27 protein-coding genes and 1 other RNA gene are annotated in these 25874 nt (G+C 54.7%); 18 read left to right on the top strand and 10 right to left on the bottom strand.

Annotated features, from left to right (window positions below; all coding sequences use genetic code 11):
• Positions 1-41 precede the first annotated feature (41 nt).
• The 4 genes from IC803_RS08940 to IC803_RS08925 form a co-directional block, all read right to left on the bottom strand.
• Positions 42-1409 (bottom strand): MATE family efflux transporter, encoded by a 1368-nt coding sequence (locus IC803_RS08940; protein WP_081207502.1) that lies wholly within the window; start codon positions 1407-1409, stop codon positions 42-44.
• 95 nt (positions 1410-1504) lie between these two features.
• Positions 1505-2770 carry a two-component system sensor histidine kinase NtrB gene (locus IC803_RS08935; protein ID WP_081207501.1) on the bottom strand — a complete coding sequence of 422 codons (1266 nt, stop codon included), beginning with the start codon at positions 2768-2770 and terminating at the stop codon, positions 1505-1507.
• Between the two features lie 38 nt (positions 2771-2808).
• Positions 2809-3084, bottom strand: coding sequence for an alanyl-tRNA editing protein (locus IC803_RS18500; RefSeq protein ID WP_081207500.1), 276 nt, complete (start codon positions 3082-3084; stop codon positions 2809-2811).
• A gap of 219 nt (positions 3085-3303) precedes the next feature.
• A complete protein-coding gene (locus IC803_RS08925; protein WP_081207499.1) occupies positions 3304-4470 on the bottom strand; it encodes an MFS transporter in 1167 nt (388 codons plus the stop codon).
• Between the two features lie 234 nt (positions 4471-4704).
• Between IC803_RS08925 and ilvA the strand changes: the two genes are divergently transcribed.
• Complete coding sequence (gene ilvA / locus IC803_RS08920) at positions 4705-5913, top strand: threonine ammonia-lyase (RefSeq protein WP_081207498.1); 1209 nt, start codon at positions 4705-4707, stop codon at positions 5911-5913.
• 248 nt (positions 5914-6161) lie between these two features.
• Here the strand turns inward: ilvA and IC803_RS08915 are convergent, their stop codons facing one another.
• The gene (locus tag IC803_RS08915; protein WP_081207497.1) at positions 6162-6419 is read right to left on the bottom strand and encodes a DUF6154 family protein; all 258 of its coding nucleotides are present in this window, start codon (positions 6417-6419) and stop codon (positions 6162-6164) included.
• Positions 6420-6599: 180 nt separating this feature from the next.
• Here IC803_RS08915 and IC803_RS08910 point away from each other — a divergent pair, with 180 nt between their 5' ends.
• The gene (locus IC803_RS08910; protein WP_081207496.1) at positions 6600-7388 is read left to right on the top strand and encodes a GNAT family N-acetyltransferase; all 789 of its coding nucleotides are present in this window, start codon (positions 6600-6602) and stop codon (positions 7386-7388) included.
• Positions 7389-7438: 50 nt separating this feature from the next.
• On the opposite strand, the gene IC803_RS18375 is transcribed toward IC803_RS08910, so the two are convergent.
• Together IC803_RS18375 and IC803_RS08905 are read right to left on the bottom strand one after the other, a co-directional pair.
• Positions 7439-7573 (bottom strand): hypothetical protein, encoded by a 135-nt coding sequence (locus IC803_RS18375; RefSeq protein WP_255396835.1) that lies wholly within the window; start codon positions 7571-7573, stop codon positions 7439-7441.
• A 5-nt stretch (positions 7574-7578) separates the two neighbouring features.
• Positions 7579-7827 carry a DNA alkylation repair protein gene (locus IC803_RS08905; RefSeq protein WP_081207495.1) on the bottom strand — a complete coding sequence of 83 codons (249 nt, stop codon included), beginning with the start codon at positions 7825-7827 and terminating at the stop codon, positions 7579-7581.
• Positions 7828-8090: 263 nt separating this feature from the next.
• On the opposite strand from IC803_RS08905, the gene IC803_RS08900 reads away from it, so the two are divergent.
• The 15 genes from IC803_RS08900 (at position 8091) to IC803_RS08830 (ending at position 22899) form a co-directional block, all read left to right on the top strand.
• On the top strand, positions 8091-8717 hold the full coding sequence (locus IC803_RS08900; protein ID WP_081207494.1) for a TetR/AcrR family transcriptional regulator: 627 nt from the start codon (positions 8091-8093) through the stop codon (positions 8715-8717).
• Positions 8718-8855: 138 nt separating this feature from the next.
• A complete protein-coding gene (locus IC803_RS08895; RefSeq protein WP_081207493.1) occupies positions 8856-9998 on the top strand; it encodes an acyl-CoA dehydrogenase in 1143 nt (380 codons plus the stop codon).
• A gap of 59 nt (positions 9999-10057) precedes the next feature.
• The gene (locus IC803_RS08890) at positions 10058-11692 is read left to right on the top strand and encodes an AMP-binding protein (protein WP_081207492.1); all 1635 of its coding nucleotides are present in this window, start codon (positions 10058-10060) and stop codon (positions 11690-11692) included.
• A 67-nt stretch (positions 11693-11759) separates the two neighbouring features.
• A complete protein-coding gene (locus IC803_RS08885) occupies positions 11760-13112 on the top strand; it encodes an acetyl-CoA carboxylase biotin carboxylase subunit (protein ID WP_081207491.1) in 1353 nt (450 codons plus the stop codon).
• Between the two features lie 22 nt (positions 13113-13134).
• The gene (locus IC803_RS08880; protein ID WP_081207490.1) at positions 13135-13347 is read left to right on the top strand and encodes an acetyl-CoA carboxylase biotin carboxyl carrier protein subunit; all 213 of its coding nucleotides are present in this window, start codon (positions 13135-13137) and stop codon (positions 13345-13347) included.
• Between the two features lie 102 nt (positions 13348-13449).
• Positions 13450-14349, top strand: coding sequence for a hydroxymethylglutaryl-CoA lyase (locus IC803_RS08875; protein ID WP_081207489.1), 900 nt, complete (start codon positions 13450-13452; stop codon positions 14347-14349).
• A gap of 26 nt (positions 14350-14375) precedes the next feature.
• The gene (locus IC803_RS08870) at positions 14376-15158 is read left to right on the top strand and encodes an enoyl-CoA hydratase (RefSeq protein WP_081207488.1); all 783 of its coding nucleotides are present in this window, start codon (positions 14376-14378) and stop codon (positions 15156-15158) included.
• Between the two features lie 290 nt (positions 15159-15448).
• Positions 15449-17008, top strand: a complete 1560-nt coding sequence (locus tag IC803_RS08865; RefSeq protein ID WP_081207487.1) for an acyl-CoA carboxylase subunit beta — start codon at positions 15449-15451, stop codon at positions 17006-17008.
• A gap of 63 nt (positions 17009-17071) precedes the next feature.
• A non-coding RNA gene (ssrS, locus tag IC803_RS08860) (6S RNA) lies at positions 17072-17260 on the top strand.
• Positions 17261-17435: 175 nt separating this feature from the next.
• Entirely contained in the window at positions 17436-17876 is a 441-nt protein-coding gene (locus tag IC803_RS08855) for a MarR family winged helix-turn-helix transcriptional regulator (RefSeq protein ID WP_081207486.1), read from the top strand.
• 33 nt (positions 17877-17909) lie between these two features.
• Entirely contained in the window at positions 17910-18518 is a 609-nt protein-coding gene (locus IC803_RS08850; RefSeq protein ID WP_184317665.1) for an efflux RND transporter periplasmic adaptor subunit, read from the top strand.
• Between the two features lie 10 nt (positions 18519-18528).
• Positions 18529-20187 (top strand): DHA2 family efflux MFS transporter permease subunit, encoded by a 1659-nt coding sequence (locus IC803_RS08845; protein WP_081207484.1) that lies wholly within the window; start codon positions 18529-18531, stop codon positions 20185-20187.
• Between the two features lie 125 nt (positions 20188-20312).
• On the top strand, positions 20313-22370 hold the full coding sequence (locus IC803_RS08840; protein ID WP_081207483.1) for a transglycosylase domain-containing protein: 2058 nt from the start codon (positions 20313-20315) through the stop codon (positions 22368-22370).
• Between the two features lie 81 nt (positions 22371-22451).
• Positions 22452-22601 (top strand): DUF2639 domain-containing protein, encoded by a 150-nt coding sequence (locus IC803_RS08835; protein WP_071880193.1) that lies wholly within the window; start codon positions 22452-22454, stop codon positions 22599-22601.
• A 103-nt stretch (positions 22602-22704) separates the two neighbouring features.
• Positions 22705-22899: an NETI motif-containing protein gene (locus tag IC803_RS08830; RefSeq protein ID WP_081207594.1), complete on the top strand. Its 195-nt coding sequence runs from the start codon at positions 22705-22707 to the stop codon at positions 22897-22899.
• A 205-nt stretch (positions 22900-23104) separates the two neighbouring features.
• Here the strand turns inward: IC803_RS08830 and IC803_RS08825 are convergent, their stop codons facing one another.
• Positions 23105-23281, bottom strand: a complete 177-nt coding sequence (locus IC803_RS08825; protein WP_168157883.1) for a hypothetical protein — start codon at positions 23279-23281, stop codon at positions 23105-23107.
• A gap of 66 nt (positions 23282-23347) precedes the next feature.
• Positions 23348-24121 carry an SDR family NAD(P)-dependent oxidoreductase gene (locus IC803_RS08820; protein ID WP_081207482.1) on the bottom strand — a complete coding sequence of 258 codons (774 nt, stop codon included), beginning with the start codon at positions 24119-24121 and terminating at the stop codon, positions 23348-23350.
• A 189-nt stretch (positions 24122-24310) separates the two neighbouring features.
• Between IC803_RS08820 and IC803_RS08815 the strand changes: the two genes are divergently transcribed.
• Positions 24311-24517, top strand: coding sequence for a DUF6501 family protein (locus IC803_RS08815; protein ID WP_081207481.1), 207 nt, complete (start codon positions 24311-24313; stop codon positions 24515-24517).
• A 55-nt stretch (positions 24518-24572) separates the two neighbouring features.
• Here the strand turns inward: IC803_RS08815 and IC803_RS08810 are convergent, their stop codons facing one another.
• Entirely contained in the window at positions 24573-25865 is a 1293-nt protein-coding gene (locus IC803_RS08810; RefSeq protein WP_081207480.1) for a sensor histidine kinase, read from the bottom strand.
• Positions 25866-25874 lie beyond the last annotated feature (9 nt).

The raw sequence follows: 25874 nt of genomic DNA, 5'->3' as shown, positions 1-25874 counted from the left end.
CTTCGCTTTGTTTATAGGCCGCTTGCCCGGGCGCCTCTGCCTTACGAGGCGAGCGGCGTGCGCCGGCTTCCGTGGCGGCGCCAGATGGCCCGCAGGCGAAAACTGAGGAAAAGCGCTCCAGCCGCCAGCCCGGTGATGAGTCCGATCCAATAGCCGAACGCCCCGGCGGCGGTCAGCAGAGCGAGCGCACAGCCGACGGGAAGTCCGATGCCCCAGTAGGCGAGAAGGGCGGCCCAAAACACGGCGTTGACATCTTTATAGCCGCGCAGCGCCCCTTGAATGGGAGCGGCGATGGCATCGGAAAACTGGAAGAAGATCGCATACAGCAAAAACTTTCCGGTCAGCGCCGCCACAGTGGGATCGTTCGTGTACAGCCGGGCGACATGGCCGCGGAAGGCGTAAAGAAACAGAGCGGCAGCCGCAGCGACGGCCAAGGCGATGGCAATGCCGATTCGGCAAAACTGTTTCGCGTCTTCATACCGTTTGGCCCCCGCCTCGAAACCGACCGCGATCGTCAGCGCCATTGACAAACTGAGCGGAATCATATACAACAGCGAAGCGAAGTTAAGGGCGCTCTGATGGGCGGCGACTGTTTCGCCGCCAAATCGGCCGACAAGCAGCGTTACAGCGGCAAAAATGCTCGTTTCAAAAAAGATGGCCGACCCGATCGGCACCCCTGTTTTGAGCAGCTCTTTCCATGCGGCCCATGAAGGGCGATAAAAACGCGCGAACGCACGATATGGGGCAAAGCGGCGAAATTTGGCAGCGACCAAGGCGGCGGACACAAAGCAGTACGTATACGTGATTGCGGTCGCATAGCCGGTGCCGATGCCGCCAAGGCGCGGAAATCCGCCGTGTCCGTAAATAAACAGCCAGTTGAACAGCATGTTGATCGGCAAGGCGGTGAGCGTAATCCACATCGTCACTTTCGTCTGCCCAAGCGCATCGATCGAATAGCGAAGCACGGCATAAAGGAACAGCGGGATGATTCCGAGCGACAACGCCAGCAAATAATGAGAGGCGATGTACCGGACGCTTTCTTCAAGCTGCATCTGTTCCAAAATGAACGGCACGGCGACCGCGCCGGCCAGGACGAGGGCGAGTGCGATTGCGACGGACAAATAAAGCGCTTGGATGACAGTGCGGGCAATGTCTTCGTGCCGTCCGGCGCCGGAATGGTGGGAGACGATTGGCGGCAGGGCGAGCAAAATGCCGCCGACCCCGGTGAACACCGGCACCCATAGGCTGGAGCCAATCGCCACCCCGGCCAGATCTTCGGCACTCGCGTGGCCGGACATCGCGACGTCAGTAAAATTCATCATATATTGGCCGGCTTGCGAAACAAAAATAGGGAGAAACAAAGCGAATAGACGTCGCCATTTTCCGGCGGCTGGAGCGGTCATTGCCATAGCGGCTCCTCCTTTAACTTAAAAAACAACACATTGTGCTAAATCATCAATTTTCCGCTCCCGAGACAGGGGCGCAATCCCCTTCCGGAAGCCGTTTACGACGTAAGAAACGGCGGCTGGCTGCGGAGAGGAAATTCCATGAGAAAGCAGGCGCCGCCCCCGCCGCTTTGCACTTTCATCGTTCCCCGATGCAGTTCGACGATTTTTTTCGACAATGAAAGGCCAAGCCCTGTCCCCGTTTCTTTCGTTGAGAAAAACGGATCAAAAATATGATCGATGACCGACGACGGAATGCCGGGCCCGTCATCGCAGAAGCGAAGCTGGACGATATGGTTTGCTTTCCGGCTGCTGACCGTCACATTCATCGTCTTCGCGACTTTCGCCTCGACGGCGTTGCGGAATAAGTTTAAAAACACTTGCAACAGTTGGCTGCGGTCGCCGTTCATTTCATAATCGTCAAGCTGTTCATCAAGATCAAAATGGACGTTTACATTATGAAGCAGCGCTTCACTTTGCAGCAAAACACCGACGTCATCACGCAAAAAGCGGTGCAAGTTGAACGTCTCCATTTTCACGTCGGCCGGCTTGGCGATATTTAAAAAGTCGGTAATGATGTCGTTCGCTCGGTCGAGTTCAGGGATGAGCAGCCGCTCAACGAGCGACGCGACGCGATCCGGCAAATCATTTTTCAGCAGCTGCAAATAGCCGCGCACCGTCGTCAGCGGATTGCGGATTTCATGGGCGATGCCGGCGGCAATGCGGCCGGCGACGGCCAACTTTTCCGTTTCTTTCATCATGCTGAGCGATTGGAACATACTAATGACCCGTTTGACCGATCCGTCATCATTATAAATAAAGCGGGTATTGACGATGCCGTAAAAGCGGTCAAGCACTTCGTGATTGTAAAGCGGCTCGCCCCTTTCGAGCGATTGAAGTGTTGCGATCAGCTCGTCGGGAAGCTTCAGCAACTCGCGAATATGTTTGCCGATGATAGTGTCGCGGTCGACGCCGGTGTCGATGGCCGCCTGTAAATTGCAAAGCGTAATGATGCCATGGCCGTCGACGAAAACGATATGGTGCGGAACAAGGTCAAGCAGCGGTGTTAAAAACGCCTCAACTTTTTCAAACGGCACATCGTGATACAAGTCAACGTCCCACTGCCATTCCGCTCCCTTGCCAGGGGCGGCCGGGACCGGGTGCAGGCGCGGCCGGGCATCGCTGCCGCGACCTTTTTCGATGGTGATTCCGATTTCGTAATCGGTAAACACAAATGGGAACGGAAGCTGTTCGATGAGCCGCTCATAAGCGCGCAACTTTCGCTCGAGCTCTTCAGTTTGCTGTTGTACCAATCGATCGTTCATCCTTCCAAACTCCTTAGCTACACATCTCATTTTCTATTTTACAAAAGTGAACCGTCTTTGGCTATGAGGAACGCCCTTATGTCTACTGAACGGTCAGTGACGGTTGGCATCAATGGAGGCCGCCATCGTTGCTTGCCGTTTCGAACCAGCAAGCCGGCGATCGTGCCGGTGTCAGACGGCTGGCCGCCGCCTTTCGGGTAAAACGCTGTTTCAGCCAATGTCACAACGTATGTATCATCGGCTTGACGGACGATCGTTGCCCTCGTCGTCCACGCCGCGACGCTCGGCGCTGTATCATACCATTTTTCGGTCAAAACCGTTTCATCCTTTCGTGCTCCGAATGCTTTTCTTCCATATTAGCAAATTCATCTATGTTTGCCTATCTCATACGAGCTGGTTTGCCTTAATCGAACGATATGTTAAATGACGAACAAGAAAAACGGATGTCAGTGACAGTTGTTCATATATCGACTTTTATTTTTATAAAACTATGTGCTAAATAATCAATAAAAATCCGCCATCGCGGGAGCGGATTAAGGAAGCAAACGGCGCGCCTGGCTGCGGACGGCAAACAGCCTGTACAATCCCGCACCGACAAGGCAAAGAACGATGCCGAACAAGTAAGGAAGCCCTGCCATATAGCTGAACAAACCGCCGCCGATAATCGGGCCGATGATGCGGCCGAGCGAGTCAAACGAGGACAATAGTCCGGCCGCGCTTCCTTGCCGGCCGGCAGCCTGTTTTGTAATGAGCGAGGAAACGCAAGGACGGATGACACCGTTGCCGATGCCGAAAATCGATAAAAAAAGGGCGGCCGTCCAAAAGTCTTGCACGAGTAAAATAGACGCAAAGCCAAGAGCCGAGACGGCAAGCCCGCCCTGAAGGACACGGCCCTCGCCAAACCGTTTGATCAATCGTCCAAGGAGCGCCCCTTGGACGAAGGCGCTGGCGATTCCCATCATCATAAAAATATACCCGAGCTCAACTGAACCGAGCCCGGCGCGGCGATCAGCGAAGTAAGCAAACGTTGCCTCAAGCCCAGCGAGAGCGAGTGTCGCTGTCCATTGTAGCAAATACAAATAAAGAAGCGGACTTTTCATCATTTCTCTGGACCGTTGCCGGCCGGCCGGTTGATTAGCGATTGGCGGGCGCATCGATTCCGGCAAAACGAACCATACGAACAGCGCTGTCGCCGTCGATAGCGTTCCTGCGATGGCGAACGGCAGATGCAAATTCGTTTGCGAAAACATTCCCCCAATGGCTGGCCCGCAAATAAAGCCGAGCCCGGTTGCGGCGCCGATCGCTCCCATTGCTTTTCCGCGTTCATCCGGTGAGGTGACGTCGGCCGCATACGCCATCACGGTCGGCATCGCTGCCGCTGACAGCGCCCCGCCAAGCAAGCGGGCGATAAACAGCATCATGAGCGTTTCGGCCGCGGAAAAAAGGAAAAACGATAACGACAGCCCGGTGATGCCGATGAGCAATACCGGCTTGCGGCCATAACGATCGGACAGCTGTCCCCACATCGGGGAAAACAACAGCTGCATGAGCGAATACACCGCCATTAGCAACCCAAGTTCGAGCGGAGTAGCCCCCACTTCTTCAGCGAGAAACGGCAATACGGGAATAATGATGCCAAAACCTGACATAACGAAAAACATGACGGTCGATAAAAGCAACAAAGGTCGGCGTCGCTGCATAGGTTATTCCCTCCTTCACTCTTTTATCGTACGCCATCGTCCAAGGGAAAAGCAACGCAAACTATATCGTTGAATGATGAAGCGGTGATTTTATGATACAATATTTCCGTCGTTGATGAAATGCGGGGCCCGCTTTCATCCCGCCCCGAAAGAGGCGGTGTTCCTGTTCGCTGTTTCGATCATAAAGCGGGGCGAAAAAGAACCGGTCGCCTGATCGGAAAGGGTGGTTTGGTGATGTTGACGTTAACAGACATTGAACAAGCAAGGGCAAAAATGAAAGGCATTGTCCATGAAACGCCGCTTGAACATTCGCAAACGTTCAGCCGGTTGTCCGGCAATGACGTGTATATGAAACTTGAAAATTTGCAAAAAACGGGGTCGTTTAAAGTAAGGGGATCATTCAATAAAATTATGTCGTTGACCGACGAAGAGCGTTCGCGCGGCGTTATCGCCGCCTCAGCTGGCAACCATGCCCAAGGGGTCGCCTATGCAAGCGGCATGCTTCATATTCCATGCACGATCGTCATGCCGAAAGGGGCGCCGCTAAGCAAAATCGAAGCGACGAAAAGCTACGGAGCGGAAGTTGTTTTGCATGGCGATGTGTTCGATGAGGCACTCGAATATGCGCTCGAGCTGCAGCGCGAGCGGGGAATGACGTTTGTGCACCCGTTTGACGATTTGGCCGTCATGGCCGGCCAAGGAACGATCGGCTTAGAGTTGAATGAGCAGCTTCCCGATGTGGACGTCGTCCTTTGCCCGGTCGGCGGCGGCGGTTTGCTTGCGGGGCTGGCGTTTACATTAAAACAGTTGAAGCCGTCCGTCGAGGTGTACGGCGTCGAATCGTCCGCTTGCCCCGGTATGACTGCTGCTCTCCGCCATAAGCAGCCGGTCGCCATCGCCGCGTCGGATACGATCGCCGATGGCATCGCGGTGAAAAAGCCGGGCAATATTACGTACCAATATATCGAGCAGTACGTCGATGGCGTTGTTTGTGTGGAGGAGGCGGAAATTTCACGGACGATGCTTTATTTGCTTGAACGAAACAAGCTGCTTGTCGAAGGGTCAGCAGCCTGCCCGCTGGCGGCGCTTTTGTACCAAAAGCTCCCGTTTCGCGACAAAAAAGTCGCGGCCATTTTAAGCGGCGGCAATGTTGATGTGACGTTGATTTCCCGCATCATCGAGCGGGGGCTTGTCGAGGCCGGCCGGTTTGTCACGTTTACGACGATCATTTCCGACAAGCCGGGGCAATTGAACAAGCTGCTGCGCATTATCGCCGAACTGGAAGCAAACGTGATGTCGATCCATCACCAGCGCATCGGCGCCAAAGTGCTGCCGGGCCAGGCGGAAATTCATTTTTCGCTCGAGACGAAAAATGAAGATCATATCCAGCAGATTTATCAAGTGTTATTGAAAGAAGGATATGACGTACAGTTTTATCGGTAGGCGGCTCGAACTTGAAGCGTCAGCGCAAGTGGGAGAGCGTTCCATTCAAAGACAGCCTTTCGGCTTCTAAGCGGGGAAAGCGGAAGACGCATTCCCGGCGGGCTGATGACGGAGCACGTTCCGTACGGTTTGTGCAGTTCATCGTTCCGTTAAAGGCCGTTGGGCATGACAAGCCCCGGCCTTTGTTCGCAACATGCGGCTGTCCCCAGTACAGACGGCTCTGTCTGGCCGGGGCAGCCGTTTTTTTGTCAATGGACGCGCGGTCCCTCTTGCAGTCGCGTGGCCCCGAGGCCTTCACGGGCCATTTTTGCTTTCAAGCTTTCAAACAAGTACAGGCCGAACATGCCGAGCAGCTCTTCATCAGTCATCTCACCGATCAGCTTCAGCACGTCGCGGCGGTCGAGTTCATCCAAAATGGACATCGCTACTGCTTCAGCGTCTTCTTCATCCCCGGTCAGCCGGTCTTTGTAATATTCATATAGATCATTAATAAACTTCATCGGCATCACCGCCTTGCTTATGGAAAGCGGGCTTCCTCCTCTCTTCGTAGTTGGCCGACGCCGGTTGACAGCATTCGCCCTCCGCGGTTGCCGGCCGTTTCCTTTTTCCTGATCATTGTGCCATTGGCAACAGATATACACTATAGTATAATGGAAAAAATATTATTCGAAAAGCGGGGGAGCGCCATGATTCGCCGGTTAACGGCCGAAGATGACCAACAACTACTTTCGTTTTTGCGGCAAGATCCGTCATTCAACCTATTTCTCATTGGCGATATCGAATCGTTCGGCTATGACGCCGATTTCCAGGACGTTTGGGGGCAGTTTGACGGCAACGGCTCATTATTGGCGGTGCTGCTTCGTTATTATGACTCTTACATTCCGTACGCGCCGGGTGATTTTGATGCCGATGGCTTTGCCCGCCTCATCCGCGAGACCGCCCGCTCGTTGCCTGTCGAGCTGTCCGGCAAAGAGGAAATTGGCAGGCAGTTTGAAGAGCGGCTGCCGCTCGGGGCGAAGCGGACCCTTTACTTTTGCGAGTGCCGGACGGATGAATACGCCCGTCAAGAAATGGGGGCGTTCGCCGTCAAAACAGCCGGATGGGCCGATGTTGATCGGATCATTGACTTGCGGCGCCGCATTCCTGAGTTTGACACGAGGCCGACGGCGCGCGACATGCTAGTGAAGGGGATGGAAACGAATTCGGCGAGAACGTACTATATTGAACAAGACGGCAAGATGTTGGCGGCGGCATCAACAACGGCGGAAAATTCGCTGTCGGCGATGATCGTCGGCGTCTGCACCGATCAAGAACATCGCGGGAAAGGATATGCGAGCGCCATCGTAGCGAAGCTTGTTTGTGATTTGCTCGCCGAAGGGAAGATGCCGTGCTTGTTTTATGACAATCCGGACGCCGGCCGCATTTACCATCGCCTTGGTTTTCACGATATCGGATTGTGGGCGATGTACCGTTAGAAAGGCGGAAATCCCGCCAGCTTGCTTGTGTACAAAAAGCAGGCTGGCGGTTATTGTCCGTCTGCGCCGTTAGGCGTGCCGCGGCGAATGTGCTGATCGCCGCGTTCCCGCATCGCCTTTGTCTTGTCGTTGACAAGCTGCTTTTGGTCAACGATTGAGGACGATGTTTGTTTTTTGTTTGCCATGTTCATCACCCCAATGGAGAAGATTTGGCGCGCTGAATGAACATATCTGCATCTTCAATCAGCCCGCAGACGCCGCATTGGACGCGGTAGCTTGGGCCGCGGTACGGGAGATGGAACGGTTCGAGCGCGTCATTTCTGTACTCATGCTCAATATCGCCGGTATGCGGGTCGAGCTTGACCGCCCGCGGGTGCTGCTCGATGAGGTGAAACCGCGTCCGGTTCGTTTTGCAGTTCGGGCATAACATCGGTTCCAATAGAAGCCACCTCCGGTTTTTATCTTTTGGAAAAACGGCCGTGATTATGTATGGAGCATCGGTTTTGTTTCAGTTCGTGCGGCTAGAGGGTAGGGCTTGCGCAGCCGATCGGATGGTGTGCGGCGAAAGAAAGACGCCTCCCATTTTTCGGGCGTCGGAACGATTTTTGTTGACAATGGCTGCGACGGTCGAGTATCTTAATAAACAAGAAGAATATTTCGTTTTTTCGGAAATGTTTTACGATCGATGCGAAGGGGACTGTTATGGCTGATAAACCGCTCAGAGACCGCATTATCGACACCGCTCTTCATTTGTTTGAGAAATATGGCTACCATGGCGTGACGGTCGACCGCATCGTCGCGGAAAGCGACACGTCGAAAGGCGGGTTTTACCATAATTTTAAATCGAAAGACGAGTTGCTTTACCATATTCATGACGTCTTTATTACGTATGCGCTGACAAAAGCGCAGGAAGCGTATGAAAGCTGTTCGACGCCAACCGAGCGCTTGTACGCCATCGTTCAATCGTTTGTCAAAGTATTTCATTTATATAAACCGCATATTACCGTCTTTTATCAGGAAAGCACGTACTTAAAACCGGAATACGCCGAGCTGATCAATGAAAAACGCGAAGAATTTAAACAAATTATTTTTCGCGTCATCCGCGAGGGAATCGAGGCCGGCGAGTTTCGTCCGGAGCTGTCGGTGGAGATTGCCGGCATGTCGATCATCGGCATGGTGAACTGGACGTACAAATGGTACAATCCGGACGGACCGCTGTCGATTGAGGAAATTGCGACCTATTTTGCCGATTTCATTTTGCATGCGGTGCTTCGCAACCCGGAGCATCCGGCGGCAGCACAGTTTTTGCTGCGGCCACCCAGCGAATAAGCGGCCTGTTGTGCACAGACCAACTAGTCGGTCTCGGCGATCGCCTAAACAAATAACCGTTGGTCTATTTCCGTTCCAGCTGAAAACCGACTAGTCGGTTTTCATATAGTCATTTTTCAAATGGGGGAGAGGGAGAATATGGATTTTTCGTTGACGAAAGAACAACAAATGATTAAAGAAATGGTTCGTGACTTTGCGGAGAAGGAAATTGCCCCATACGCGGCGAAATGGGATGAAGAGGCGCATTTTCCGCGTGAAGTGTTCCGCAAAATGGGCGAGTTGGGGCTGTTGGGCTTGCCGTTTCCGGAGCAGTATGGCGGCGCCGGGGGCGATACGATTTCATACGCCATTGCCGTTGAGGAAATCGGCCGCGCCTGCGGCGGCACCGGACTAAGCTATGCAGCTGCCGTTTCGCTCGGGGCGAGCCCGATTTATTACTTCGGGACGGAAGAGCAAAAACAAACGTGGCTTGTGCCGATGGCAAAGGGGGAAACGCTTGGCGCCTTCGGGCTCACTGAACCGAACGCCGGATCGGACGCCGGCGGCACGCGCACGACCGCGGTGCTTGACGGCGATGAATATGTCATCAATGGCGAAAAATGCTGGATCACAAACGCCCAATACGCGCGGCAAGTGATCGTCACCGCCGTCACGGGCAAAGACGCGCGCGGCAAAAACATCATCACCGCTCTCATCGTACCAACCGACTCCCCAGGATTTACAATCCGTTCGAATTACGACAAAATGGGTGTCCGCGCCTCCAATACGTGCGAGCTTGTTTTTGAGAACGTCCGCGTGCCGAAAGAAAACGTGTTAGGCGATCCGCAAAAAGGGTTTAAGCAGTTTTTGTACACGCTTGATGGCGGGCGCATTTCGATCGCCGCTTTGGCCGTCGGCATCGCGCAAGCGGCGTTTGAGAAAGCGCTTCAATATGCGAAAGAGCGCGTCCAGTTTGGCCAATCGATTTCCAAGTTCCAGGCGATCCAATTTAAGCTTGCGGATATGGCGATGGAAATCGAGCTCGCCCGCAACATGGTGCACAAAGCAGCTTGGCTGAAAGACCAAGGGAAACCGTTCACAAAAGAAGCGTCGTTTGCCAAGCTGTTTGCATCGGAAATGGGATTCCGCGTCTGCAATCAGGCGATCCAAATTCACGGCGGCTATGGCTATATGAAAGAATACGGCGTCGAACGCCACTTGCGGGATATCAAGCTCATGGAAATCGGCGAAGGCACATCGGAAATTCAGCGTCTTGTCATCGCCCGCCAACTCGGATGCTAAAAGCGGAAATATGCGCATATCCATAACAGTGAATTCGGACAAAGGGGAGGAGACGGTCGATGTTAGCGGTGACTGTGGGGAAATTGTTAGAGGAGCGCGCCAGGCAATACCGGGATCATGAGGCGGTCGTGTATGCCGACCGCAACTTGCGCCTGACGTACCGGCAGTTTAATGATTATTGCCGCCTTGTCGCGCGCGGTTTGATGCGGCTTGGCATTGAAAAAGGGGAACATGTCGCCATTTGGGCGACAAACGTCCCGGAATGGATCGCCTGCCAGTTTGCGACCGGGAAAATGGGAGCAGTGCTTGTTACGGTCAATACAAACTACCAAGCGGCCGAACTTGAGTATTTGCTGAAGCAGTCCGATTCAACGACGCTCTTTTTGATCGAACAATACCGCGATTCTTCGTACATCGACATTTTGTACAACGTTGTCCCAGAGTTGCGCACGGCCGAACCGGGAAAACTGCAGTCCAAGCGGCTGCCGAAGCTGAAAAACGTCGTTTTGCTCGGCGATCAACGCTATCCAGGCATGTTCACATGGAATGACATCTTGGCGATGGCGCATGAGGTGACGGAAGAAGAGCTCGATGAACGGTTAGAGAGCCTTGATCCGCACGATGTGATCAACATGCAATACACATCAGGGACGACCGGATTTCCGAAAGGGGTCATGTTGACGCATTATAACATCATCAACAATGCCCACCAAGTGGCGCAATGCATGAAGCTTGGCGAAGGCGACCGTCTTTGCATTCCGGTGCCGTTTTTCCATTGCTTTGGCTGCGTCATGAGCACCCTCGCATGCGTCACTGTCGGGGCGACGATGGTGCCGGTTGTTGAGTTTCATCCGAAGCGGGTGCTCGAGACGGTGGCCGCTGAGCGGTGCACGGCGCTGCACGGCGTGCCGACGATGTTTATCGCCGAACTGAACGACCCGGATTTTGACAAATACGATTTGTCATCGCTGCGCACCGGCATTATGGCCGGTTCTCCTTGTCCAGTCGAAGTGATGAAAGCGGTCATCAACAAAATGGGCATGACCGATATTACGATCGCCTACGGGCAGACGGAATCGTCCCCGGTCATCACCCAGACGCGCACTGACGACCCGATCGAACTGCGCGTCGAAACGGTCGGCCGCGCGCTGCCGGGCGTGGAAGTGAAAATCGTCGAGCCGGGCACAAGCAACGAAGTGCCGCGCGGCGTGCAAGGGGAGCTGTGCACGCGCGGCTACCATGTGATGAAAGGGTACTACAACAATCCGGAAGCGACCAACGAAGCGATCGACCAAGACGGCTGGCTGCATACCGGCGATTTGGCGACGATGGACGAAAACGGTTACTGCCGCATCACCGGCCGGCTGAAAGATATGATTATCCGCGGCGGCGAAAACATTTATCCGCGCGAAATCGAGGAGTTTTTATACAAACATCCGAAAATTTTGGACGTTCAAGTCGTCGGCGTGCCGGATGAAACGTACGGGGAAGAAGTGATGGCGTGGATCATCTTAAAGGACCGCGAAACGGCGACTGCTGAGGAAATTCGCGAGTTTTGCCGCGGCAACATTTCCCGCCATAAAATCCCGCGCTACATCGAGTTTATCGATTCGTACCCGATGACGGCGTCCGGGAAAATTCAAAAATTTAAGCTGCGGGAAATGGCGAAACAGCGCCTCGGCTTAACGACTTAAACCGCCGCGCCGGGCGGTTCATTCATCCGCCCGGCGGCATTCTTAGTTTTTGCGAAAGGGTGAGAGGATGTTTACGAAAGTGTTGATTGCCAATCGCGGTGAAATCGCCGTCCGCGTCATCCGCACGTGCCAAAAGCTCGGCATCCGAACGGTCGCCGTCTACTCGGAAGCGGACGCTGATTCGCTCCACGTCCAGCTCGCTGATGAGGCGTATTTGATCGGCAAGCCGCGCGTGGCGGAAAGCTACTTAAATATCGAAAAAATGATCGAAGTCGCCAAGGCGGCGAAGGCGGAAGCGATTCACCCCGGCTACGGGCTGCTTTCGGAAAACCCGGCGTTCGCCCGCCGCTGTGAGGAGGAAGGAATCGTCTTTATCGGCCCGAAAGCGGATGTCATTGCCGCGATGGGCAGCAAAATCGAAGCGCGGCGGACGATGGAAAAAGCCGGCGTCCCGATCGTTCCAGGCGTCTCCTTTGCGCTAGACAGTCCAGATGAAGCGGCGGCAGCCGCGGCTTCGATCGGCTACCCAGTCATGCTGAAGGCATCATCGGGCGGCGGCGGCATCGGCATGCACATCGCCCGCGATGAAACGGAGCTGCGCCGGGCGTTTGAAGGCAGCCAAAAACGGGCCGCTTCGTTTTTCGGCGATGGGACGATGTATATTGAAAAGTATATTGAACGTCCGCGCCATATTGAAATTCAGCTGCTCGCCGATGGGCGCGGCAACTGCGTCTACTTATGGGAACGCGAGTGCTCGATCCAGCGCCGCCATCAAAAAGTGGTGGAGGAAGCGCCGTCGCCGTTTTTAGATGAAGAAACGCGGCGGAAGATGGGCGAAGCTGCCGTCCGGGCGGCGCGTTATATCGGCTATGCGAACGCCGGCACGATTGAGTTTTTGGTCGACGAACAAAAAAACTTTTATTTTCTTGAAATGAACACTCGGCTCCAAGTCGAACATCCGGTGACCGAAGAAATCACCGGCATTGACATCGTTGAAGAGCAGCTGCGCATCGCCGCCGGCGAGCCGCTCCGCTATAAGCAGGAAGACATCCGCCGCGATGGGCATGCCATTGAAGTGCGCATTTATGCCGAAGACCCGAACACGTTTTACCCGTCGCCCGGCCGCATTGCCGCCTTTTCCGTTCCTCAAGGGGAAGGAATTCGCCATGAAACGGCGATCCAAAGCGGCACAACCGTTACGCCGTTTTACGACCCGATGATCGCCAAATTGATCGCCAAGGGCCCGGACCGGACATTGGCGATTGAACGCTTGCTCGAGGCGCTTCGGGACTATCGCGTTGAAGGGATTAAAACGAACATCCCGCTGCTTGAAGCGGTATTGTCCCATCCGGCGTTCCATGCGGCGGAAACGACGACCGATTTTCTTTCAAACTATTGGCAGCCAACGAAAACAAAATGAAGCAGAAACGGAGGAAGAAACGATGAACCAAGTCACTGCCACCATGGCCGGAAGTGTATGGAAAATTGTCGTCGCCGTCGGCGACCGCGTCGAAGAAGGGCAAGATGTCGTCATTTTAGAATCCATGAAAATGGAAATTCCCGTCGCTGCCGAGACGTCCGGCACAGTAAAGCACATTCATGTGCAGGAAGGGGATTTCGTCAACGAGGGCGACGTACTCGTTGAGATCGAGTAGCGAAACAGGCGTGCGAACCGTTCCGCCAACAATAGGTGGGGATTTGCCGTTCGGTATGGCAAAAGGCAAGGGGACGGGGACGAAGCGAAAGGGGGAGCGGACATGGGCCGATGGCCGACGAAGGTGACGATTAAAGAAGTCGGTCCGCGCGACGGCTTGCAAAACGAAGCGGCGCCGGTCGCGACGGCTGACAAAATCGCCTGGATCAATTTATTGTCGGAAACCGGGTTGTCGTATATCGAAGTGACGTCATTTGTCCATCCAAAATGGATTCCGCAGCTGGCCGATGCCGCCGAAGTCGCGGCCGGCATCCGCCGCAAAGGCGGCGTCACGTATGCGGCGCTTGTCCCGAATGAAAAAGGGCTTGAGCGGGCGCTTAGCGCCGGGGTCGATGAAGTCGGCGTCTTCATGTCAGCAAGCGAAACGCATAACCAAAAAAACATTAACAAAACAATCGCCGCTACGTTTCCGGTGTTGGAAGGAGTCGTGAAAGCGGCCAAGCAAGGAGGAAAAACGGTGCGCGGCTACGTCTCGACGGTGTTTGGCTGCCCGTACGAAGGGGCAGTTGCCGTCGATCAAGTGCTCACGGTCGCCGACCGGCTGTTTGCCATGGGGATCGATGAGCTGTCGTTAGGCGATACGATCGGCGTGGCGACGCCCAAACAAGTCGAAGACGTGCTTGCCGACGTGCTCCGCCATTTTCCATCCGAGCGAATCGCCATGCATTTTCACGATACAAGAGGGACGGCGCTCGCCAATATTTTAGTCTCGATGGAAATGGGGATCACCACGTTTGACAGTTCGCTTGGCGGCCTCGGCGGCTGCCCGTACGCCCCAGGGGCATCGGGAAACGTCGCCACCGATGATTTAGTGTACATGCTGCACGGCATGGGAATTGACACCGGGATTAATGTGGAGCAACTGACGAAAGCGGCCTTGTTTATTCGCGAGAAAATCGGCCGCCCGCTCCCAAGCCGCTATTTACAAACGATTTCATCATAAGCACATTCATTTGGGGGGAGAGAACAGTGGGGACGCTCGTATCATTTGAAATGCAAGAAAATGGCATTGCCATCGTGACGTTAAACCGCCCAGAGGCGGCCAATGCGCTTTCCAGAGCGCTTCTTCTAGAGCTTGGCAGCCTTTTGCAAGAGGTCAAGTTTCGAAAAGATGTACGTGTCGTGATTTTGACGGGGGCGGGAGAAAAAGTGTTTTGCGCCGGCGCCGACTTGAAGGAGCGGGTGGGAATGAATGAAACGGAAGTGCGGCAGGCGGTCGCCTTGATCAGCAAAACGATCAATGAGGTGGAGAAAGTGCCGCAGCCGGTCATCGCCGCGTTAAATGGCTCGGCGTTTGGCGGCGGACTCGAGCTCGCTTTAGCGTGCGACATTCGTTTCGCTGCCGATGACATTCAGCTCGGACTGACGGAAACGTCGCTTGGCATCATTCCGGGAGCGGGCGGCACGCAACGGTTGCCGCGCCTTGTCGGCATCGGAAAGGCGAAAGAGTTAATCTTTGCCGCGAAACGGATCACGGCCAAGGAAGCGGAGCGAATCGGCCTCGTCGAATACGCCGTGCCGCGCGCCGAACTGATGGAGCGGGCGCTTGAATTGGCCCGGCAAATCGCCGAAAACGCGCCGATTGCCGTCCGCCAGGCGAAACGGGCGGTGCAAAGCGTGTTTAACGTCGACCTAGAGACCGGCCTGGCGATCGAGCAGCTCGCCTATGAGGCAACGATTCCGACAAAAGACCGGCTTGAAGGCTTGCAGGCGTTTAAAGAAAGACGGAAACCGGTATACAAAGGGGAGTAAGGTGCTTCAACGCGGCTGGCCAAAAGCATCGGGAACGGTCATAGGAACGTTTCTAAACAAACGACCGCAAGCGTTTCAATGCCGCCGTCCAAAACGGCTCGGCCAAACGTGTTGCGCCGGGGTGGGCTGCTTGCCGAGCGCGCATTGAGAACTTGACGTCAAAGCGCCGCTTCAAAGTGGCCGGCCGCGATGTCCAATGCCATTAAACGTGTTGGCGGGGCATGACATTCGATGGATAAAAACGCTGTCTGCGAAAACAGTGGTGGTAAACGAAGCAAGGAGGCGACAACATGGGGATGAAGGAAACGGCTAGCGAACGTGCCGCGCTGGCTGCAGAGTTGGAGAAACGGGCGGCCGACATCAAAAAAGGCGGGGCGCCGAAATATCATGAGAAAAACGCCGCCCAAGGAAAGCGGTTTGTCCGCGACCGGCTGAACTTATTGTTGGATGACGGTTTGGAAGTGGAAGACGGGCTGTTTGCCAACTGCCTGGCTGACGGGCTGCCGGCGGATGGGGTTGTGACCGGCATCGGAAAAATCAACGGCCGGACCGTCTGTGTGATGGCGAACGACTCGACCGTCAAGGCCGGTTCTTGGGGAGCGCGCACGGTCGAAAAAATCATCCGCATCCAAGAGACGGCGGAAAAGCTGCGCTGTCCGCTTATTTATTTAGTTGATTCAGCCGGCGCCCGCATTACCGACCAAATCGAAATGTTTCCCGGCCGGCGCGGGGCAGGGCGCATTTTTTACAATGAAGTGAAACTGTCGGGGAAAGTGCCGCAAGTGTGCTTGCTCTTTGGTCCGTCGGCGGCCGGCGGCGCCTATATTCCAGCGTTTTGCGACATCGTCATTATGGTGGAAGGCAATGCGTCGATGTACTTAGGCTCGCCGCGCATGGCAGAAATGGTCATCGGCGAAAAAGTAACGCTTGAAGAAATGGGCGGCGCCCGCATGCACTGCACCGTTTCGGGCTGCGGCGATGTGCTTGTGAAAACTGAAGAAGAGGCGATCGCCTATGCGCGCCGCTATTTGTCGTATTTTCCGTCCAACTATAGCGAAAAACCGCCGCTGGCTGAAGCGAAGCCGCCGAAATCGTTCGACAAAACGATTGAAGACATTTTGCCGGCGAACCAAAATGCGCCGTTTAATATGTATGATCTAATTGAGCGGGTCATTGACGAAGGATCGTTTTGCGAAGTGAAAAAGCTGTTTGCGCCTGAAATCATCACCGGCTTGGCGCGTCTTGACGGCCAGCCGATTGGCATTATCGCCAACCAGCCGCGCGTCAAAGGGGGGGTGCTGTTCCACGACTCGGCCGATAAGGCAGCGAAATTCATCACCCTTTGTGATGCGTTCCATATTCCGCTCCTGTTTCTGGCCGACATTCCGGGCTTTATGATCGGCACGAAAGTCGAGCGGGCCGGCATCATCCGCCATGGGGCGAAAATGATTGCGGCGATGTCGGAGGCGACGGTGCCAAAAATTTCGATCATCGTCCGCAAAGCATACGGCGCCGGGTTGTACGCGATGGCCGGACCGGCGTTTGAACCAGATTGTTGCCTTGCGTTTCCGAACGCCCAAATCGCGGTGATGGGACCGGAGGCGGCTGTTAACGCCGTCTATGCGAACAAAATCGCTGAACTGCCGCCGGAAGAGCGGCCGGCGTTTGTTGAGCAAAAACGGGAAGAATATCGGCGCGACATCGACATTTACCGTCTCGCCTCCGAGCTCGTCATCGACGGGATCGTTGCACCGAACGAGCTGCGCGGCGAGCTCATCCGCCGATTTGCCGCGTATACGTCCAAATACATGGCCTTTTCTGAACGAAAGCATGGGGTGTATCCGGTTTGAAAAAAATGGATGGTTGTCCCCCTTGCCAAACAACTAAGGATCGTGTATGATAATAATCACCAATCCGCTGCTGCGTTGTGCGTTGTAGAATGAAGTTTCAACCGATGGCAATGAAAAGGGAGTTCTATATCGAAACCGGAATGCCATGCCTCCAATTCGTCAGTGAGGACGGCAGGAACGTTTCTGCGAACACCCACCTAGTAGAGCGTGGTTGAGAAACTGCATTCAGCCGACGGCAACCGCGGCGCGGATCCCTTACATAATCGGCGAAGACGTCCCAACGGGCGTCTTTTTTGTTTATACGGCATCTTGTAGGCGAAGGAAACAATATAGTTGATTTTCCTTATTTCCATGCTATAATCATATTTCGTGTGAAAATAATTCGCATTGAAATTATTCGGGTTGATGAGTAAAGGAGGGAGGATCAATGGAAGGAATCAGTCGAGACATTATGTACGCCATTTTTCGGGCGCAAAAGGCGCTCTACCGCCTGATCCGCGAGGATGCGGCCCGCGTCGGGATTACGGAAGTGCAGCTGATGGTGCTGTATACGTTGCTGAAAAAAGAGCATATCCGTCTAAACGATTTGGCGGAAAAGCTGAACTTAAGCAACAGCAATGTAAGCGGCACGGTCGACCGGCTCGTTGGCGCCGGGCTCGTCATCCGCGAACCATCTAAACGAGACCGGCGCGCTGTGATTTTAAGTTTGACGGAAAAAGGGAAAGAGACGGTGTTTGCTGCGTTTGGCGAACAATCGGTGCTGCGCCAGAGGCTTCAACGCATTCAGGAGCTCGTCCCGCCAGAGGAAATTGAACAGTTTTTGCGGCTGCAAGAAAAAGTAAAAACCATTTTACTCGGGGAGGAATAAACGGTGAACGTGAAACGATGGCTTGCACTGAACATGATCGTGCTCATTTTGCTTGTCGGCGGGGGATTTGCCGCCTATTACTATGTCAATGAGGCAACAAACTATGTGAAAACGGACAACGCCCGCATTGACGGCCAAGTCATCCCGGTGGCTGCTCCGCTGTCAGGGAAATTGACGTCTTGGTCTGGAAACATCGGAAAAACGTTCGCGGCTGGAGAGAAAATCGGGGAAGTGTCGGACGGCAAAAATACCGTGGAGATCACTGTGCCGCACCGGATGACGGTTGTGCAGCAAAGCGCGGTAGAGGGGTCGTTTGTCGCCGCTGGGATGCCGCTTGCCCGGGGGTTTGATTTAAACGATTTGTGGGTGACGGCGAACATCGAAGAGACAGATATCGAGGATGTCAAAGTCGGTCAAGATGTCGATATTTATGTCGACGCCTATCCGGACCGCCAATTCGGCGGGAAAGTGGAAAAGCTTGGCTATGCGACGGCGAATACGTTCAGCTTGTTGCCGAGTTCAAACGCAACGGGCAACTATACAAAAGTGACTCAAGTCATTCCGGTGACGATTTCCATCGACAACTACAGCGGAGCCGGACTCGTGCCGGGCATGAACGTCACTGTCCGCATTCATAAGTAGGTGATCGGCGATGTCTGCATTTTTTACTGGCTATATTGTATTTGCCGTTTTCGTCTTGGCAGTCGTCAATATCGCGCTGCGACGGCGCAAACCGGCTTCGGCCGCGGTTGAAACAGCAGGCGGAGCGGGGGCAGCCGCCGCCCCGTCCGGTCAAGGCCAAGGCGGGTTGGGCGACATCGGCAGCCGCGGCAAAGTCGTGGCAACGGTCATGCTGGGGGCGTTTGTCGCCATTTTAAATCAAACGTTGATCAACGTCGCCTTGCCGCATATGATGCAAGATTTCAATGTCGAAACAGCAACGATCCAGTGGCTCGTTACTGGTTACATGCTTGTCAACGGGGTGCTTATTCCGATCAGTCCGTTTTTAATCGCCAAGTTTCCGACGAAAACGTTGTTTGTCTCGGGCATGTCGTTTTTTTCCATCGGCGCGTTTGTCTGCTCGATCGCTCCAACGTTTGCCGTCATGCTCGCAGGACGGTTGACGCAGGCGGTCGGAGCCGGCATTATTATGCAGCTCATGATGGTGATTATGCTGTCCATATTTCCGCCGGAGCGCCGCGGGGTGGCAATGGGGACCGTCGGGATTGCCATGATGTTCGCGCCAGCCATCGGGCCGACGCTTTCCGGCTGGCTCATTGAACATTATACTTGGCGCCTTTTGTTTTATGTTGTGTTGCCGATCGCCATAGTTGACCTCGTCCTCGCTTCTCTTTGGCTGAAAAAAACGCCGCGCAAAGGGAATGCCGTTCTCGATATGCAAGGGGCGATTTATTCGACGATCGGGTTTGGCGGCGTCTTGTATGGGTTCAGCGAAGCTGGAAGCAAAGGATGGGGGCAGGCGGAAGTCGCCGTCTCGCTCGTTGTCGGCGCTTTGTTTCTTGTCTTGTTTACATGGCGCTCGCTCTGTTCGGAGCATCCGGTGTTAAATTTCCGCGTGTTTCGTTATCCAGTGTTTACGTTGTCAACGGTGATCGGTTCGGTCATCAATATGGCGATGTTTGCCGCAATGGTCTTGCTTCCGGTCTATTTACAAAATTTACGCGGCTTTACGCCGCTCGATGCCGGTTTGCTCATGCTGCCGGGGGCGATTGTGATGGCGGTCATGTCGCCAATTTCTGGTTGGGTGTTTGACCGCATCGGCGCGCGGGCGCTTGCTATCGTCGGCTTGATCATCACCATCGTGACAACGTGGGAATTTAGCAAACTGACGATGGATACGCCATACAGCCATTTAATTTGGCTTTACATTTTCCGCATGTTTGGCATGTCGATGCTCGGGATGCCGATTATGACGGAAGGGTTAAACGCCTTGCCGCGCCATCTGTACAGCCACGGTACGGCGATGGCGAACACGCTCCGCCAAGTGGCGGCTTCGCTCGGCACGGCCTTTTTAGTGACCGTCATGTCGAACCGGACGAAATTTCATGTGGAACATTATCGCAATGAAATGACGGAAAACAATCCGTTCTTGATGGATGTGGTCAGCCAGCTAAAACAGACGATCCCGAGCCATGAAGCGGTCGTCCAGCTGCTATATGGGCTCGTACAGCAGCGCGCCACAGTCGAGGGGATCAACGACGCCTTTTTCGTCGCCACCGGTTTGACGGTGTTGGCGCTCATGATGGCGTTCTTCTTAAAAGGAAAAAAACATAAATCGCCATCAGCATAAGCGGAGGAATGGAAGCGGCTTGGATCGGCCGCTTCTTTTTTTGGCGGCCGACAGGACGATAGACGAAAACAAACAGCCGTTTGCGAACTGTATAACCGTAGCGGACGTTCAGGGGGGATCAAATCATGGAGGTGCAGAGCAGGCAGCAAGTAAGACAAACAAGGCGAAGACAGCGCTGGCTGCGGATATTGTTTGCGATTGCCTTCGTTTTGGCAGCCGCCGTTGCCGCGCTCGAGTGGGCGATTGACCGGCAAAACATTGCCGCACTCGAGAAGCCGCTGCCGGCAGCGACGGTCATTTATGACGAACATGGCCGCGTGGCAAGCAAACTCGCGGCGGCGAACACCGAAGAAGTGCCGATTGAGCGCGTGCCGAATCACTTTCTTCAGGCCATTGTCGCGACGGAAGACCAGCGCTTTTACGAGCATAACGGCGTCGACTACTGGGGAATTTTGCGTGCTGTATGGCGCAATATCCGCGCCGGGGCGTGGGTCGAAGGCGGCAGTACGATCACCCAGCAGCTGGCGAAAAACGTCTTTTTGACGAATGAAAAAACATTAGCGCGCAAATGGAACGAATGGCTAATCGCGCAAAAAATGGAGCGCACGTACAGCAAAAAAGAAATTTTAGAAATGTACATCAACCGCATTTATTTTGGCGCTGGGGCTTGGGGAGTGGCCAGCGCCGCGAAAACGTATTTCGGCAAAGACGTTTCCGAACTGACGCTAAGCGAATCGGCGATGTTGGCCGGTCTCGTAAAAGCGCCCTCCGCCTTATCGCCGCTCCGTCATTACGACAAGGCCATCGCACGGCGCAACGTGGTGCTGTCGCTGATGAAAGAGCAAGGCTATATCGACGATCAGGAGTGGATCGCCGCGAAAAACGAACATATTGCCATCAGGCAGGAGCCAAAGCGTGACCCGTATGCCGGGAAGTATCCATATTATGTCGATGAGCTGATCCGCGAAGCGATGACGCGCTACGGGCTGACGCAAAGCGATGTCCTTTCCGGCGGACTGCGCATTTACACAGAGCTTGACCCGGACATGCAGCAGGCGCTTGAAGCTGTGTATGCGGACGATTCACTGTTTCCGTCAAGCCCGGATGATGTGCCTGTCCAAAGCGGCGCGGTGCTGCTCGATCCGAAAACAGGCGGGGTGAAGGCGCTTGTCGGCGGCCGCGGCCGCCATGTGTTCCGCGGCTTTAACCGCGCCACTGAGCTTAGGCGCCAACCGGGGTCAGCGCTTAAGCCGCTCGCCGTGTATACGCCGGCGCTCGAACAAGGGTACGGGCCATTTTCGCCGCTTAAAGACGAGCCGCTTGATTTCGGCGGCTATCGTCCGCAAAACTACGATCACACGTACCGCGGCACGGTGACGATGTATGAAGCGGTCATCCATTCGCTCAACGTGCCGGCCGTCTGGCTGTTAAACGAAATCGGCCTCGACAAAGGGATGGATGCGCTGCACCGGTTCGGCTTGCCTTTGGAAAAAGAGGACCGCCAGCTCGGCATTGCGCTCGGCGGCATGTCCCGCGGCGTCTCGCCGCTCGAGATGGCTGAGGCGTACGCTGTATTTGCCAGCGATGGCGTCCGCCCGGACGGCCATCTTATTACGAAAATCGTCGACGCCTATGGCCGCAAGGTGGCGGAATGGAAGCCGCAGCGAACGATCGTCACGTCCGAAAAAGTGGCACAGCAAATGACGTTGTTGCTCCAAGGCGTCATCCGTGAAGGAACCGGGAAGCGCGCCGCCATCCCTGGACGGGAGCTTGCCGGCAAAACCGGATCGACGGAAATGACGGTTCCCGGCATCGACGGAGTGAAAGACCAATGGATGGTCGGCTATACGCCGCAGCTCGTCGGCGCGCTTTGGCTCGGTTATGACCGTCCGGATCGCAAGCATTATTTGACGACGACGAGCGGGGAAACGGCGGCGGTCATTTTCCGCCGCATCATGGAGAAGGCGCTGGCCGGCCAGCCGGCTGTTCGTTTTTCGCTGCCGCTCGTGAAACAAGAGGAACGGGGGCGCAAAAAGCGCGGGCAAAGAGCGTCTGAACCCGCGCCGTCAAAGGTGAAGGAAAAGAAGGAAAAACCGCATCCGCCCGGTCATGAAAAAGGAAAAAACAAAAAAGAGAAAAAAGAAAAAAAGCACGGAAAAAGGCATGGCGGCAAGCATGAATAGCCGTTGCCAAAGGCGTTCTCAACCCCTGTTTAGGCGCATATACATAAAGACAAGCCGCACGAAAAAAGGGGGGGAGCGCCCGTGGCGCATTTCGGATCGAAAGGATGGCTTGTCGCCGAGTTGAAAAAGGCAGGCATCGCCCGTCATCCGGTCGGGCGGAAAAAAATCGAAACGTACAAGGCGACTGAGCTGTACGGGCTGTACCGAAAATATGTGCAAAAAACGCGCTGAGCCGGACAAAAAGGATCCGGCTTCTTTTTTCGGGCAAAATAATAATGGAAAGGAGGGAGGCGCACCGATCGTTTGGCCGGGAAAGGAACGAGCGCCGAACGGAATGAAGAAAAAACGGTTTACTGTAGCCGAAGGTGAAACGATTGCCGCCTGTTTAGAGCGGATGAAACAAGAAGGATACCGCCCTATCCGCCGCGTTGAGCAGCCGATTTTCCGCGAAGTGGAAACAAACGGCGAAACGACGGTTGAGCCGTGCGGGCGCATCATCGAATTTGAGGCGGTGCGGGACGAGCCGTAGCCAGAGGCGTCCTCAGTCGGCCGCCATGGCTTGCGTTTCGCTTTTGGCTTGAACCATCGTTGCCGACTTTCCATGCCAACAGCAAAAGGAGGGGGGCTCACAAAGGCAGTGAGCCCCCCTCCTGATCGCCGCATCATGCGTATTCACTCCGCTAAGGAAGCTGTTATCTTGCGCCCCGGCCAACGGTCTTTTGGGGCCAGCCCCTTCAGCTGTGCGGCCATTCGCGCGTTTTTTTCGCTTCCCGATGGTCACCGGTCGGGTTGCCGCTTGACGCTTCGTAACCGACTTGGTACACGTAGTGTTTCGGGGCATGGATGACGTTGTCCATCCGGTATTGGTCCAAGTCGTCTTGAAATTGCCGTTTGCTTTCTTGGTCGCTCATGTTTGCGGCCTCCTTGTCGATATAGTCTGGGGGCATTTATAGGGTGTACGATTTGGCCGCGCTTTATCAAAAGCCATGGATCGTCATGCCGCCGTCAACAAACAGCGTTTGGCCGGTAATGTAGCTGGCCGCATCAGAGGCAAGGAACACGGCCGGGCCGACGAGTTCAGGCAGCTCGCCAATGCGTCTGAGCGGGGTGACGGCTAAAATGTCGTTCACATACGCTTCGTCTTCAAGCAGCGTTTTGGTAAGCGGCGTTCGGAAATACCACGGGCCGATGGCGTTGACGAGAATGCCGTAGCGCCCCCACTCAAACGCCAGCACTTTCGTCATTTGGATGAGCGCCGCTTTGGTCGCCGCGTATACAACGCCGGTGCGCAAGGCGACATGACCGGCGACCGAGGCAATGTTGATGATTTTGCCGCCCCGCCCTTGTTCTTTCATCACGCGTCCTGCTTCTTGCGAGACGAGAAACGCTGACTTCAAGTTGGTGTTTATGATCGTTTCCCATTCGTTGTCTGTCACATCCAAAGCTGGGGTGCGGATGTTCATTCCGGCGTTGTTGACGATGATCTCAAGGGATCCAGCCTGTTGCTTGACGCCGGTGACCGCCTCGTGCACCGCTTCCCGGTCGGTGACATCGATCGGCCATATGTACGCTTTCCGTCCGAGCGATTCAATGTGGCTTGCCGTTTCTTCCAAATCCGCTTTGGTGCGGGCGATGAGCGCTACGTCCGCTCCGGCTTCGGCAAATCCGATGGCGATCGCCCGGCCGATGCCGCGCCCCGCTCCGGTCACAAGCGCCGTTTTTCCGTCCAAACGGAATGAAGGCAAAAACATAAGAGTCTCCCCTTTCGAAATTGATGACCCGGCTTGTTGGCGGGTGTCCGCATAGTTTCACTATAGCACGGTTGTCCGCCGCCGCCAATGATTGAGACGCCGGCCATGGCGGCAAATTGAACGTTGCAGCTCGTTGTCCGGGCCGCTACAATAAAGAAGGGGAAAATATAAAGAGAAGGAGATGACGCCATGATCCATTACACATGGGCGACCCGGCCGACGATCAAGAAAGTGAAATGCGTCCATACGAACGCGGAAAAATACATCGTTAACAATGTGTTGACGCCGGGAAACGTGTATGAAGTGAAAAATGAAACGGATGAGTTTTATTTTGTAGTCGACAACAGCGGAAAAGTCGGTGGGTTTTACAAAGATTATTTTGAAGAAGTAAAATAACCGCGTTAGCGGCCATGAAAAAACGGATGTCCGGTTTCGGACATCCGTTTTTCGTTCAGCCGGCGGCGCTCTGTTGCGTCGATGGCGGCCGCACCCGGCGCGCCGGCAAGGTAATCGTCATCGTCGTTCCTTTTTGGACGGCGCTTTCGATCTTCCACGTCCCACCCATTTGTTCGATGATTTTCACTGCGACCATGGCGCCAAGTCCGGTTCCTTTTTCTTTCGTGCTGAAATACGGTTCGCCGAAACGGCGCACTTGTTCTTTCGTCATGCCGATGCCGTTGTCAGAAATGGTGATGACGACCGATGTTTCCCGGTTCTCGGCCGCCACCCGAAGCGTGCCGCCGTTTGGCATCGCTTCGATGCTGTTTTTGAATAAATTCAAGAAACATTGTTGGAAATATTGCACATTCCCGGTGACGACGGCGTGTTCAAGAGAGGAAGCGAGATCGACCGAATGCATATGCGCCATCGGCGCGATCATTTGCAACACTTTGTGAAGCTCGACGGCCACATCGATCGGCTCAGTTTCTTTCGGCGCTGGTTTGGCAAACGTCAAATAGTCGTGGATGATCGCTTCCGCCCGCTTGACTTCCTCTAAGGCGATGCGGATGTACCGCTCCTCCGTCTCGCGCGGCAGCGGCCCGGTTTGCAACAGCTGGATGAACCCTTTCACGACAGTGAGGGGGTTGCGAATTTCATGCGAAATGCTGGCGGCCAGCTGGCTGACGATCTCCATTTTTTCCATCTTCATTAGTTCCGCCCGGGCGAGCTGGGCCTCATGGAGCGTTTCCATCAAATAGACCGCAAACATCATCACAAACGGCGGCATCAAAATGAAATACACGATATACGGCTTCGTCACCGAAAAATCGGCGATGATGATAGCGACAAACGTGGTGAGCACCGCCAGTAAAAACGTCAGCCAAATGGCGGTGAACAGCTTGCCGGACCGGGGCAGCCGGCGAAACAGCGGCGAGGCGGCCGCCGCGGCAACGAGCATAATGGCGTAAACGATCAATGTCAACGGCTGAAACCCATACAAAATCGTGCGCGCCAGCATTGACACGACAAAAAGCACAGCTCCGACGCTACCGCCGCCATAGAGCGTTCCAAGCAAAAAAGGAATTTGCCGGAAATCGTGGATGCACGTCGGATCAATATAAATCGGAAATTTCATGCACAGCACAGACGCCAGCGCCAAACAGGCGCTAAGGAGCGCCCGGTTGTACAGCGGTTTGCGCTGAATCGCCGGGCTGTGGTCATAAATGAATGAAAAGGCAAACACGGTGACTAAAATATAAAATAAGTTATTGAGGACGTGCTGATTAATATATAAGCCTGCCATACAAAAAAT

The sequence above is a fragment of the Geobacillus sp. 46C-IIa genome (assembly GCF_014679505.1).
Classification (GTDB): Bacteria; Bacillota; Bacilli; order Bacillales; family Anoxybacillaceae; genus Geobacillus.
The sequence above is the reverse complement of the archived record's forward strand: the minus strand, read 5'-3'. Positions and strand labels throughout refer to the sequence as shown.